11 protein-coding genes are annotated in these 13,146 nt (G+C 30.9%); all 11 read right to left on the bottom strand.

What is annotated here, in order from left to right:
* Window positions 1-866 precede the first annotated feature (866 nt).
* The gene (locus tag EV146_RS28410) at window positions 867-1,130 is read right to left on the bottom strand and encodes a DDE-type integrase/transposase/recombinase (RefSeq protein ID WP_373566084.1); all 264 of its coding nucleotides are present in this window, start codon (window positions 1,128-1,130) and stop codon (window positions 867-869) included.
* A 247-nt stretch (window positions 1,131-1,377) separates the two neighbouring features.
* Entirely contained in the window at window positions 1,378-1,506 is a 129-nt protein-coding gene (locus tag EV146_RS28205) for a hypothetical protein (RefSeq protein WP_277873228.1), read from the bottom strand.
* 101 nt (window positions 1,507-1,607) lie between these two features.
* Window positions 1,608-3,653 (bottom strand): right-handed parallel beta-helix repeat-containing protein, encoded by a 2,046-nt coding sequence (locus EV146_RS19650; protein ID WP_132009885.1) that lies wholly within the window; start codon window positions 3,651-3,653, stop codon window positions 1,608-1,610.
* Between the two features lie 260 nt (window positions 3,654-3,913).
* Window positions 3,914-5,461: a lipopolysaccharide biosynthesis protein gene (locus tag EV146_RS19645; RefSeq protein WP_132009882.1), complete on the bottom strand. Its 1,548-nt coding sequence runs from the start codon at window positions 5,459-5,461 to the stop codon at window positions 3,914-3,916.
* 15 nt (window positions 5,462-5,476) lie between these two features.
* Complete coding sequence (locus tag EV146_RS19640; RefSeq protein ID WP_132009879.1) at window positions 5,477-6,376, bottom strand: SP_1767 family glycosyltransferase; 900 nt, start codon at window positions 6,374-6,376, stop codon at window positions 5,477-5,479.
* Window positions 6,373-7,347, bottom strand: coding sequence for a glycosyltransferase family 2 protein (locus tag EV146_RS19635; RefSeq protein ID WP_132009876.1), 975 nt, complete (start codon window positions 7,345-7,347; stop codon window positions 6,373-6,375). Before EV146_RS19635 ends, EV146_RS19640 begins: the two co-directional genes overlap by 4 nt.
* 18 nt (window positions 7,348-7,365) lie before the next feature.
* Entirely contained in the window at window positions 7,366-8,541 is a 1,176-nt protein-coding gene (locus tag EV146_RS19630; RefSeq protein WP_132009873.1) for a glycosyltransferase, read from the bottom strand.
* Between the two features lie 40 nt (window positions 8,542-8,581).
* Window positions 8,582-9,763 (bottom strand): glycosyltransferase, encoded by a 1,182-nt coding sequence (locus EV146_RS19625; protein ID WP_132009870.1) that lies wholly within the window; start codon window positions 9,761-9,763, stop codon window positions 8,582-8,584.
* A gap of 1 nt (window position 9,764) precedes the next feature.
* Entirely contained in the window at window positions 9,765-10,880 is a 1,116-nt protein-coding gene (locus tag EV146_RS19620) for a polysaccharide pyruvyl transferase family protein (RefSeq protein WP_219916417.1), read from the bottom strand.
* A gap of 18 nt (window positions 10,881-10,898) precedes the next feature.
* A complete protein-coding gene (locus EV146_RS19615) occupies window positions 10,899-12,080 on the bottom strand; it encodes a glycosyltransferase (protein WP_132009864.1) in 1,182 nt (393 codons plus the stop codon).
* Window positions 12,052-13,116, bottom strand: a complete 1,065-nt coding sequence (locus tag EV146_RS19610; RefSeq protein ID WP_132009861.1) for a glycosyltransferase family 2 protein — start codon at window positions 13,114-13,116, stop codon at window positions 12,052-12,054. Before EV146_RS19610 ends, EV146_RS19615 begins: the two co-directional genes overlap by 29 nt.
* Window positions 13,117-13,146: the final 30 nt, after the last annotated feature.

Genomic DNA, 13,146 nt, shown 5'->3' with positions numbered 1-13,146 from the left:
TTTGTTTCCTTTTCCAGGTTCACCTGCTCCTCCCGGAGTAAAATTTGGATTTTTTTTACTGTTCATATTATCACCCTTTTCTTTCTGTACATTATAACGAACATTTATCACAAAAATTTTTACCTAAAAATTATTAAGGTGGGCAGTATTAAAAACGATTTTTTGCCCTTTCTATTGAATTATATTATATTTTTAATTCTTTTTAAAGAACATTTCGTTCTTTTTATTTGTACAAAAATATGGTGATTTTGACCATGTAACTAAACTGTTGAGTGGATTTGGTGATCAACCCTTTGTTGATTCTATCCATTTGGAAGGATGACCACGGACGAAAAATGCTCATGTTCATATTATTACTTTTTTTGATTTCACTTGTGGAGGATTGAGATTATAGAAGTATATATTGAACGTTATGCTGGGTGTTTAAGACAACCGGGACCTTTCCCACCTTGACCAAAAATATCTTCCGTTTATTGTTTTCGAAAGGTAACTTAGGAAATCAAATGTAAGGACAGAGATTGGCCAAACATAATTTCAAAGTGGATACTACCGCCATACTTTTAGGAATGTCAAAATTAGATACAACTCACCAGCTGGGGTTAGGCTTTAATCAACTTTGTTGGTTGTTTGGATAGGAAGGAGGAACCTTCCTTCATAAATGAAGAACACCTGAATAGGTAGCATTTGATTGGTCTTACCCCTGTCAAGTAGACAGCCCTAAAAAAGACTAAGCAGTCAATGTGAGTTGGTATTCACCCGGGGCACACTGGTTTAGTTTTTTCTGAAACCTTTTATAATTATAGAGATACATGTTTTGGAAGCCTTGATCTGAATACAGGATCACTCCATGCACGTTTCTTTTTGTGTTAATTGATCAAGTGTACTAAGTAAGAATTCTGAGTCATTCTCTTTGAAATACTCCAGGCAAGAACTTCATTATTGTAAAGGTCGAGAATAACCGAAAGGTAATAAAATGAATTTCCCAATTGAATATGGGTGAAATCTGTAACGTACTTTTCATCAGGTTTTAGAGCCTTAAAGCAGTTACGGTCTAATAAATTAGAATAGATAACGGAAGGCTTCCTGCCAAAGAATTTCCGCTTCTTCCAAATCTCAGCTTGAATGTTCATATCCTTAATCGGTATACCTTTTTTTGATTCATATGAAGTCCTTCGTCTTTAAAAGTTATTTTCATAAGGGGATATCCATAAAAAGGGTACGCATAGTGAATAGACCCGACGTTGAAACCTGCGCAATCTCAACTAACCAAGTGATAGGATAACGTAAATTTGGATATGCTTTTTTAGGTATTCAACCTGAGCCTTATAATAATCTCTTTCCTCTTCAATACTCTTAAAGTTCGTCTTATGGCGCCCTTTAAGTAGGTTGAGCTTCAAAGGCCCAGCTCTTCTGACATTGTTTGATGACTTTTGTATCCTTCTTCGTATACTGCCTTTTTTTAAATTCCTCTGTATATATTTGGTTCGATCTTCCCGTTTTGCCCATGAAAAACCCCCTCCAAGTTAAGTGTAACGCCATTTTTTAGATGGTCTTTTTACACTGTCTAATTGAAGGGGATAATATCAAATTTAGGGCTTCTTATTAGTTTATAAGAGTTTGTTATTAAGGTTGATATCTTTGCTAGATAGATATAGTTTAGCATTATAAAGGGTGTTATCCTCAACTAAATATGGAGGTGCATCAACACCAGCATTAGTGGTTTCGATTCCAGGGATGGATGTTTTTGTATAGATTGTGTTCTCTTTAATAGTTGCGTTGAATATGGTTGTAGGCTTAGGGGCTCCATAAGGCCCTAATTTGATCAAAGGGGTGGCATTTGTATTGTTAGGTGCAAGAATTTTACTATTTATTATTTTAATATTTTGGGCACCAAGAATATATATTGCAGCACCATAGCCTATATTCTCTGTTATTTCTAAAATTGACTGTTGTATAGTTACGTTTCCTTGTTGACTATTTACTGTAATAATATTCCCTTTATCCTTCATAAAACATGAAGTAAATGTATATGCCCCTCCCCTATTAATCGTGAGAACGCCAGCCTCAAAGTTACATTGGTTATAAACTCCAGCCGGCAAAATTGTGCCTTTTTTATCTATATCTTCTATCAGAAACCTATCATAAATACTTTCGTTGTTTCCGTTCCCAAAAATCAGTCCCTTTCCTTGGGTCTTTGCATTTACATTTATATTATTAAATTGAACCTTATAATTTCCAAAATACAATATACCTGGGCGTATACCATTATGTTGGATTGACACATTTGTTATTATTTGACCTTCCTGATTTCCTGAACTTAAGCTTGTATCAAAAAGAGATGCATTTGTAAAGGTAATATTCTTCCCAACTAAGTTTACTTCACCATTTGAAAATTTATTATTAGATACTTGAACATTTTCTGGATGAAGTGTAAGTCCTGAACCACTAAAGATATTATCACTTATTACTATTTCTCCTCTAAAACCAGCATGTCCATGAACCCCTACATTTCCCTGTCCTGTCTGTTCAAAGTAATTCCCCTTAATTAGTACATTTTCTCCATCTGCCATCACAATTTGTATTCTGTTCTCAATAAATTTATTTCTTTCAATAGTAGTATTCCTTCCCGGAAAAAAGCCTGGTTCGATGTCAATACCACTCTGTGGGGCAGTTCCATTAGTATGATGAATAATATTTTCTAATATTTGAACCCCGTCTGAACCAACTAGACTTATACCCTGCCTTCTATTATGACCAATATCATTATTTTTTATAATAATATTCTTTGAAATTGCAACCGTCATACGATTAACTACAAAGCCTTTAGTGGAAGGGGCCTCAAATACAGCTCGAAAGTAATCGGCACCATCCGGAATAATAGATTCGCCAGAATAGTATCTAATTTGCTTATCTGATTTAATAAATGTTCCATCTTTCCTATAATAAAATACGTCTACTTTACTATTAGGAGTAATCCCTTGTGGCAGCCAAAAATATATATTACGGTAAATATTATAAGCTGAGTGATCAAAATTGGTAACACTTCTATTATTTGTCCGGATTTTCCCATTAGAAGGAATAGGATTTCCATAATCATCAAGCCCCCCAGTTTCAACGCTGAGTTCTGTTATCGCAGAACCTGTTATAGTTGAAGCATTAATAGTAATTCCATCTCCTGTAAATTTTTCCAACTTTAAACCTTGAATTTCTACATTTTCAGCACCAACTATATTAATACCAGTCCCCCACTCATGAGTTCCCCCCGTGTAATCACCCTTAATTGAATAATTATGAGTATCCCTATCACCACGGTAAGTCCCCCCTTTGATCGTTACATTTTTAACTCCCGTCCCTAGATAAAGAACTGAGTATATTTCATAATGATTTGTTTCCTTTTGAAAGACAGCCTTGTCACTCAGTAGAAAATCCATTTCACTTACTAAATTAACTCTGGCCTCTGAATCCCCCGGCTGTGTTCCTTTGGCAATAAGATACGTTCCATCTGGTACCTTAAAAGTCTTATACCCATTTTCTTTTGCCCATTTAAGTGCGGTATTAATTCCTCTTGTCGTTTCAACAGGATGAGTCCCGTCATTATAAACACCCCACCTCGCCAACTCCAGTTCATAGATTGGAGTTCTCAATACTTTCATCTCCTTTATTATTTTTTTACAGAAATAATCCTGTACTATTATTTATGTAACTAATCAATAAAGGATTGTACAATTTATCGACAAAGTTAAAAATGAGAAGAATGCGGAATTACTAAAAAAGAAGAAGGGGAAGGGGAAGGTTACAGGGGATTAAGAGTAGCATCATTGAATGCTACCCCTTATAAGGAATGTTTCTTAGGGAATACTACCCCCTTTGAAATAGAGATATTTTGATATTTTAAGTTTATTTAAAATAAGAATTACCTCGAGACAACAGACATGACTCTTATCCTAAACTTTGTCAAAACACTATTTATAATATTTAAGATATATTTAAACTCCTCGCTTCTATAAAATAAAACAAAATAAAAAATAAAAGGGATAATTAAACAAATTAATCCTCTTCCTATTAAAGAAAGGAAATTACCTCCAGATATAAGATTATTACATGCAAGCGTTGTAATCATGCAAACTAAAACCATAATCATTGAATATGTTCCATATTTTATAAAGTAGCGTGTAAAAGGGATTTTAAAAACATTTTTATATACGATAACTGGCTGTGTCCAGAAAACAGTTAATAATGTACTTACGGTAGTTCCCATGAAAATTCCTGCTAACCCATAATACTTAAATAGGATTAACGAAGTTATTAAATTGATTAATCCCTCAAATATAGGTGCATACTTATCTTGTGTAAATAATCCTGCTTTATTTTTAAATGTAGCAATTGCTGTTCGCATACCGGTAAGATAAAAATTTAATAATATAAAAAATAAGGATAGATTGTTTAGAATATATACATCTCCAATCCACCAACTTATAAAAGGATTAAGTAAATTAAATAATAAAATAACGCAGAATGAATATATCCAAAAACTAACCAAGAAATAAACTTTGAAAATAGAATAACTTTTCTCAGTACTTTCTGTGGCAACTAAGTTACCTATACTTGCATCGATTCCTCCTAGTACTGGAGCTACTAGTGCCGAAATTTGTTGAATAATCATTGTATAGTTTGAATAAAGGCCTACTGTCCCTACACTAATTAACGAAGAAATCAGAATATTATCCGTCCCGAAAACCATAAATCCACCAATATTATGAAGGAACATTGCTTTTATATTCTTTACCAAATTCTCTTTTGTATTTAAATCAATAGAGAACTTTTCTTTAGTGTTTATATACGGGTATTTATTGTTAACAATTCTCCCGCTATAAATGGTTTGAATCAAATATAATAGAAGTTCTATTACTAGATACAAAACATAGCTATTTGTAGTAATAAGAATTATTATTCTCGCTACCATTGTGATAATTTGGAATATGAGGTTTATTTTTGTTATTATATAGCCTCTTTGATCTGCATTTATCAATGACCACTTGTGTGCATTTAAATAAGAAATCATATTTTTAGAAACGAAGAGGAAATAAATAAACGTTAAATGTTCAATATTCCCTCCATCTTTCATTAGAAATCCCAAGAAGGGATATAAACAAATACTAATTGCAAGTACAATGAGGGCTAAAAAACTATATGCTTTTTTATATAATTGTACCAATGCTATAACTTTCTTTTTATCTCCATCTGCCAAGGGTTTATACAGATTGTAGACGATGCTAATTCCTATCCCGCTTTCAACTAATGCCATTAATGATAATACATTAGTTAAAAGTCCGTTAATCCCTAAATAATCAATCCCGAGGTTATCTACAAATATTTTTCGCGATATAAATCCCAATAAAACAAGTACAATCTGAGATACAACACCAATATACATATTCTTTAATGAATGCTTAGTTCTCATTATTAACCTTCTTCATCACATTACTTTAGCGATAATTTCATTCTTATATCTTTGATCTAAAATTCCCTGGATATTTGTTCCGTTTGGTATTTCACCAATATATTTATTTTTAACAGGTACCTTTTCCATAGCTTTTTTTAAGAACCATTCATATTCTATATCTATATGCCCAATATCTAGTGCTTGATATTCCATCATTAAGAGGTCATATGATAAAACTGTGGCCGTAGGACCTAAAGCTATTAGGATAAGTTTATTTTTATTATGCTTTTTTATTTCTTTTAAAATTTCATCGTATCTGGCAAATGCATTTATAGATGGACACAGGATCCTTTCAATTGATAATGCATTAACAAACAAGTCATTCCCTATTCCAAGACGACTTTTATCACCTTCCACTATTACAATATGCCTATTTTCCCATAATTGTTTTAGTATTTTAAAACGTTTTTCTGTTATACTTTTGTCCTTATGATCTATATATAATCTCGTCACAAGAGCATCGTAGTATTCTTTTTTCATGTCCAGTTTCTTGTAAATATCACTTCTATTATTGTTTAAGTATTTTGTCCAATACTTTTTAGCTTTTTCTGTACACCATTCAACCGTAAAAAAAACATTTGGAATGCAAACCAAATGTTTTTCTTGATTACTTTTTATTATTTCCTTTAACCTTCTTCCTAACTCTGGATGATAAGGCTGAAAGAGTATTCCCTTTCCATTCATTAAAGCAAATTCACCATCACCGAATCTACTGATTGAATAACTCTCCTTAATTATTTTTGCTAATGTTTCATCAGTTGTTCGTACTGAGGGGGCTTTTATTAATTTAGAAATAATTTTATTCTTAATAACCCTGGTTAACTCATAACCATCTAAAAGTTTGTAATAAATCGTTAGAAGAATTTTCTTCATATCGCTTGTCTCCTTGATAAGCCATTAATAATAATCTTATAAAACATAGGGTGGCACTTTAAAGCTGATAATAAAACTTTTACATTCTTAGGGAATACATTTAATTTAATAATTTCACCATAATACCTATTTAATATTTCAGCAACTTCATAATACTGTATTTTATAGCCTTTAAAATTTGGATTATTAGAAATTAAATTTAGTACAACCATAGCACTATTCGCTAGTTTATATGCGACCATGTCCCTTAAGTCTGGATAGTTTTCTTTCATAAATTGATACATTTGATCATATATTATTACTGCATCAATTCTTATATTTTTAATAGCACTATCCATAGTGCTATTGTCCCTTTTTATATAATGATACTTAGGCGCACCTATACTGCATACCTTGCTGCTTTTATGAATTATCTTATAAGTAAAATCAGTGTCTTCATATACAGCGCCTTCCTTAAATCGAATATCTCCCAATAAACTCCTTTTAAATAATTTTGTCCATACTACTTCATCGTAGAGCTTTCCCTCGAGCATAGCTTTCATTGCTTCTTGTCTATTATGAATTATCAATGAATGTGTCCCATTTTTAACTGTTTTATTTTTAAAGTAAATAACGCTTGTGCAGTTGGCTATCTCACATTCATATTCTAAACACATACCATACAATAACTCATACATATTTGGTTCAATCCAATCATCACTATCAACAAACCCTATATATTCCCCTTCAGCTATATTAATCCCTGCATTTCTAGCAGATGCCAATCCACCATTTTTTTTATGTAATACTTTTACTCGGGAATCTTTTTTAGCATATTCATCACAAATATTTCCACAATTATCAGGTGAGCCATCGTTTACCAAAATAAGCTCAAAATCTGATAGTGTTTGTTCCAATATTGAGTTAATACATTTATGTAAATAATTTTCCACCCTATATACTGGTACAATTATACTTATTTTTGGATACATACTGCATACTCCCTTTCACTAAATAGGAAATTCAAACACCTTAGCTAGCGTTTCTCCTTTTTTCGATAGATTTTCACTAAATTTTCTTCGAATTTCACTATTATCTATTAAATTTTTAACCCCTCGATAAATTTCTTTGTCATTCATTTGTACAATAAAACCATTTTCACCATCTCTTATTTGTTCGTATGCACCAATAAAATTTGTAGTTACTATAGGTTTTGCCAAACATTTAGCTTCCGCAAGAGTTAAACAATATCCTTCATGTCTAGAAGTCTGTACATAAATATCTGCCTTTGCAATATACGGGTATGGATTAGAAGTTGATCCTAAAAGAACAAACTCCTTCTCAAGATTGTGTTCTTTTACCATCACTTCTAATTGTTCTCTATATTTCCCCTCTCCGATACAATACCACCTAACATCGTAACCTAGTTTTCTCAACTTTGATAACGCCAGTATTGCAAAGTCTTGCCCCTTCTCCACCGATAATCTGCCTACTGTTAAAATTTTAATTCCTTTATAATTATCATCAAATTCAATTATTTCTTTAGACATGGATTGAATAACTCTTGTTTCAACTATATTTGGAAATACTTTAACCTTGTTGGATATACTGGGAAAGAGGTTAATAAGCTCTTTCCTAGCCAATTTTGAGACAACGTTTAATTGGTCAAACTTACTATAGAGCTTTAGATATAAATTTTTATTAATATAATACTTTGATACATCAAAATGAACCCAACTAATTTTTTTCCTAGCTTCAACCTTGTTTGCTATATAAAAGTCAATAATATCTGTAGGTCCTTGATAAGAAATCGCTATATCGTATATGGTTTTATTGTTGGGGATATTCTTAATGACATGTTCATAGTAGGTGTATCTATCATCCAGATACTTTGAAAGTAAATAAGCTGTTATAAAACCTGGTACACGTTGAGGCTGAAGATTTTTTAAGTAACCTTTAACTGTTTGGTGTGGTGATTGCATTATGATTGGCTTAATAGATGTATACCATTCGACCTCTTCTATCTTTACCCAGTTTGGGATAAGTTCGAGAAAATCTCCTTTTTTCTCCAACAATAAGAGGGTCACTTTGTACTGATTTTTAGGAAAAGTCGATAATAAGGATAAAAATGATTTTTCTACACCTCCAACGTTCATACTACTAAGCATAAATAAGACTTTCTTCATTATTCACCCTCCAATCGTCTATCACTTAAAGTGTAATTATTTAAAATTCCCCAATAGTATGAGGCTCACTATTGTAATTCTTATTTTCATTTTGCAGATTTGTTTTAAGTTTCATTTGAACCTCTTGATTGGTTACAATCAACTTTATAGCGTGATATATTTGGTGATCATCTACTTCTACAATTAGTCCTGTTTGGCCGTGGGTTAACTGCTCTTTAGCACCTGTAAAATTTGTACTTACTATTGGTTTATTGAAACACTTTGCCTCTGCTAATGTTATACAATAACCCTCGTGCCGTGAAGGTTGGATATAGATATCACAATGTTTCATAAATGGATAGGGATTTTGCTTAGATCCTAGTAAAATAAAATCATCCTCGACATTATTAATCCTTATCAACTCTTCATACTCTTTCCTTGCATATCCTTCTCCAATACAATACCAACGGATATTAAAACCTTCTTGTTTTAATTTAACTATGGTGCGTATAGCTAAATCTTGACCTTTTTCTTTACTTAGTCGTCCTACAGTTAGAATTCTACTGCCATTAAAGTCATCTTTAAAACTCTCCCCATTATCAGCTAATTCTTTAATCTTTTTACTATTTAAAACATTTAAGAATACTTCTGTTTTCCTTTTTAATTCGGGTAAAGCATCATTTAGCATATTTTTCCCTTCTTCGGAGACGACCAAGATTTTATCAAACATCTTATAGTATTTAGATGAAAACTTATGATTAAATCCAATCTTTGTTATATCAAAATGAACCCATTGGATTCTTTTTTTAGCATTAATTTTTTTTGCAACAAAAAAGCTTATGAAGTCCATTGGACCTGCATAAGCTACAGCTATATCATATTCTTCCTTTAGCTTATAACCTCTCAAAAGGTAACTAAACAACATAGTTCTATCTTTTTTTAATCGAGAGATTAAAAATAAAAAAAATAAAATAATAGCCTTAAAAAATTTCAAACTTTTAATATGTTCAAACAATACTTTAGTTGGGGATTCGTTAATAATCGACTTTATATTTTGATATTGTTGAAAATTTTTTACTTTGACCCATACTGGTACACTATCTAGAAATCCCCCACTCTTTTCTAATAATAAAATTGTGATATTATATTTATCCTTCGGAAAAAGTTCAATCATATTTAATAATGCCTTCTCAGTGCCACCTACATTCATACTAATAACCATAAATAGTAAATTTTTCTTCATATTACACCATAACGAGTTCATTATTTTCTAAAAAATCATTGAGCTTTTCAAACTGGCTTTTAGCGCTAACCTGTATCGGACCTAGATTGAATTTATTTATTAATCCTAGATTAATCATATCCTCATTGTACTGTAGATGGAGCTCGTTCATATTAATCAGTAATTTATCTGCCTTTATATCTTTTAGCATATTGGTTGTCTTTTCACTATATATTATTGGCATAACACCAATTCCTAACAATAACGCTAGGATATTTGCATGAAATCTACTTGCTACAAATAACCTCAAAGTAGAAATTGTATGTAAAGCTTCTTTTAAATTACCCTTGTATTCATATATTAAGACGTATTTTTTAGTGTCGTCACTAAGTCTACTTTTAATGCATTTTATAACTTCATGATCCCCTTCTGCTTCACAAAAGGACATTAAACAAGTTTTATACCCTTTTTTTGAACAAAGTTCTATCGATTTAACAGTAGATTCAATATAGTCGTTGTACATTTTTGAAAGACCTTGTTTATGCCTTACATCTATTATAGAAAATCCAATAGTATTTTCAGTTGAAACCCTGGTAAATTCACTTGTGTCCATTTGAAATACTATGTCTGGCGCATATCTGACCTGTGGTAATTTATTAAATAATTGATAAGAATATTTATCTCTAAAACAAACATCATCACACATTTCAAAGAATTTACGATAATCGGTTATAAACTCATTGGATTGGTACGGTCCAAAGTTAGCACCAAGCACAAATACTGGTTTATTTTTATCTTTAAATTCACTAACAATTTTAATCCTTTCATTATATAAAGAGTGATGATATTCTTCTTCCCTAAATATCGATCCACCTATAAAAAGCAATGCATCAAATTCATTTGCCAATTCATTATAATTTGTAATAGAATCGGTAATTTTTAACCTTTGACCTATTTTATTTAATAATGTATATTTTCTTCTAGTCACATTTTTATATTTTGAGAGAAAGTCATCATAATTCTTTCCCAAATGGTTTACAGTGAATTTACATTCTGGGTATTTTTTTGCAAGAACATCTAAAAATAAATCATCCCCTAAATTGAATTGTAAATAGATATCCACCAAAATTTTTTTCATTATACCCACCGCACAATCTTAGTTTAGTAATTCGTAAAATTTTTCCAATTGATTAATCGAGCTATACGGCTTTCCAAATCGTAGTTCATCTATAATCTTTTTCTGGAAGTATTTATCATCGAGATATTTCTTAATCCCCATGTATACATTCATTACTCCGTGTTTAACTATTAACCCATCAATATGGTTATTTATAATCTCGCCAGCAGTTGGGAAATCTGTGCATACTATAGGCTTTTTCAATATTTTAGCCTCACATACTGTGAGCCCAAATCCTTCTTTAATAGAAGTTTGAACATATAAGTCACAATTTTTCATAAATGGATAAGGATTTATTTTCTTCCCAAGCAACACAAAGTTATCTACCAAATCGTATTTTTGTATTAGATATTCCATTTTATCTCTTTCAGTACCTTCTCCTATTACATACCATTTAAATTTATATTTATCCTTTTTTAATAAACTGGCCACTTCTATTGCCGTATCATACGATTTTACAGAGGCTAACCTTCCAACTGTTAATATATTTATTATTGATTTATCAAATTCTTTTACATTAAAGTCATCAGCCATTTCGTAAATCATCTCCGGATTGATGATGTCTAACATAATATCTACTTTAGAATAATACTCTGGTCTAATTTTCCCTACGGATTCTTTGGTATTTTGAGAAACAGTAATTATTTTGTTAAATTCTTTATATGATTGGTAATCAAGTTGTTTATCGTAAAGTGTATTTACATAATCAGTATTTATCCACGCTAATTTTTTTTTTGCATTTACTTTATGTGCAACAAAGTATGTTGGCATTCCTTGGCTGTATGCTATGGCTGCATCATATCTTTTTTGGATTTGGGGAATAGCTTCTTTTATATTTTTAAATACAACTTGCTCACTATGAAGAACATTTTTTTTATACTGATTTAACCTCAATTGAATGGAAGTTTTTAATTTATATAAAGAATATTTTATTTTTTTTGATATATGCATTTTTTCTCCACTTGTATATCTAAAATACTCAGGGACAGGTAGAAGTGTAATCCCACTTGGGATGTATTTCTCCAAATCTCCACCTTTTTTAAACAAGATTAGTTCTATTTCAAATTTAGTAAGATCTAAAATATTTAGCAACGACACTAAACTTTTTTCAGCCCCTCCTATAACTAGAGAATCAATAACTATTAATAACTTTTTTTTCATATGCTCCCAGCCTTTTAATTTTCCATTTCCTTCTTAAACTCTTTAAAAAGGTCAAAATGACTCCATATACAATACTTAATTTAATTAACTTATTTTTCAAAAAGAAGACATAAGGTTTATTAATTAAATTATTAGAATTAAATTCTTTTACATATCTTTGTATAAATCTTTTGGATAACACTTTATTAATATTATTTACAGATGTGTTAATCCCTATAGTGTGTAAGTTTTTACTTTGACTCTCTACTATGTTGAGAACAAATTCTTGAACTTTCTTTGTAATAAGCTTTTCTAAGTTAAAATCTTTTAAGGATAAAGGCTTTAAAGTTGTAATTATTTCCTCCCATACTTTTACGTAATTATCCATATAATCGATTGAGATATTACAACTAATGCTCTTTTGGTTAAGTCTATTATAATTATATAAATATTGAGGTATTGCGTTAAAATTTTTGCAGTATGTTAGGTATTGTAAAACAAAAATTAAATCCTCCGACATAAATAATTTTTTATTCATTCTTAAATTATTGGTTTCGATAATGTCTTTTTTATATATTTTGCTCCAAAGTACGCCCCCAGTACCATGGCTAGCCATTTTGATATAAGCGGATAAAGAGTCCCCTTTTTCGACTTTGAAGTCTGTATAATTTACTATTCCATATTCAGATATATCTTTATAACCACAACAAACAATATCTGACCTTGTAGCCACTATCGCTTTTAATAGGCTTTCAACATAGCTGTTATCGATAGTATCATCTGAGTCAACAAAAACCAAATATTTACCGTTTGAGTTAGTGATCCCAGTATTACGTGCAGCTGATGGTCCACTGTTTTCCTGATAAAAATATACTATTCGTTTATCCTTCTCCATAAATTTTTTAATTATAGATTCACTATTATCTGATGACCCATCGTTTACAAGTATAATCTCAATATTTCTATGTGTTTGAGATACTATACTTTCTAAACAGTTAGAGATATACTGCTCACAATTAAAAACCGGAACTATAATACTAACCTTGAATTTATCCATAACGTTATACCTTCGCATTTTTTCATTTAT

Source organism: Mesobacillus foraminis (assembly GCF_004340465.1).
Lineage (GTDB): Bacteria > Bacillota > Bacilli > Bacillales > Cytobacillaceae > Mesobacillus_B > Mesobacillus_B foraminis.
Note: the sequence above shows the minus strand (reverse complement) of the source record. Positions and strands in the feature narration are given on the sequence as shown.

Bases quoted from the DNA above. Each gene is read 5' to 3' on its own strand.
- EV146_RS28410 (WP_373566084.1), bottom strand. From the start codon at position 1,130: ATGAACATTCAAGCTGAGATTTGGAAGAAGCGGAAATTCTTTGGCAGG.
- EV146_RS28205 (WP_277873228.1), bottom strand. From the start codon at position 1,506: ATGGGCAAAACGGGAAGATCGAACCAAATATATACAGAGGAATTTAAA.
- EV146_RS19650 (WP_132009885.1), bottom strand. From the start codon at position 3,653: ATGAAAGTATTGAGAACTCCAATCTATGAACTGGAGTTGGCGAGGTGG.
- EV146_RS19645 (WP_132009882.1), bottom strand. From the start codon at position 5,461: ATGAGAACTAAGCATTCATTAAAGAATATGTATATTGGTGTTGTATCT.
- EV146_RS19640 (WP_132009879.1), bottom strand. From the start codon at position 6,376: ATGAAGAAAATTCTTCTAACGATTTATTACAAACTTTTAGATGGTTAT.
- EV146_RS19635 (WP_132009876.1), bottom strand. From the start codon at position 7,347: ATGTATCCAAAAATAAGTATAATTGTACCAGTATATAGGGTGGAAAAT.
- EV146_RS19630 (WP_132009873.1), bottom strand. From the start codon at position 8,541: ATGAAGAAAGTCTTATTTATGCTTAGTAGTATGAACGTTGGAGGTGTA.
- EV146_RS19625 (WP_132009870.1), bottom strand. From the start codon at position 9,763: ATGAAGAAAAATTTACTATTTATGGTTATTAGTATGAATGTAGGTGGC.
- EV146_RS19620 (WP_219916417.1), bottom strand. From the start codon at position 10,880: ATGAAAAAAATTTTGGTGGATATCTATTTACAATTCAATTTAGGGGAT.
- EV146_RS19615 (WP_132009864.1), bottom strand. From the start codon at position 12,080: ATGAAAAAAAAGTTATTAATAGTTATTGATTCTCTAGTTATAGGAGGG.
- EV146_RS19610 (WP_132009861.1), bottom strand. From the start codon at position 13,116: ATGGATAAATTCAAGGTTAGTATTATAGTTCCGGTTTTTAATTGTGAG.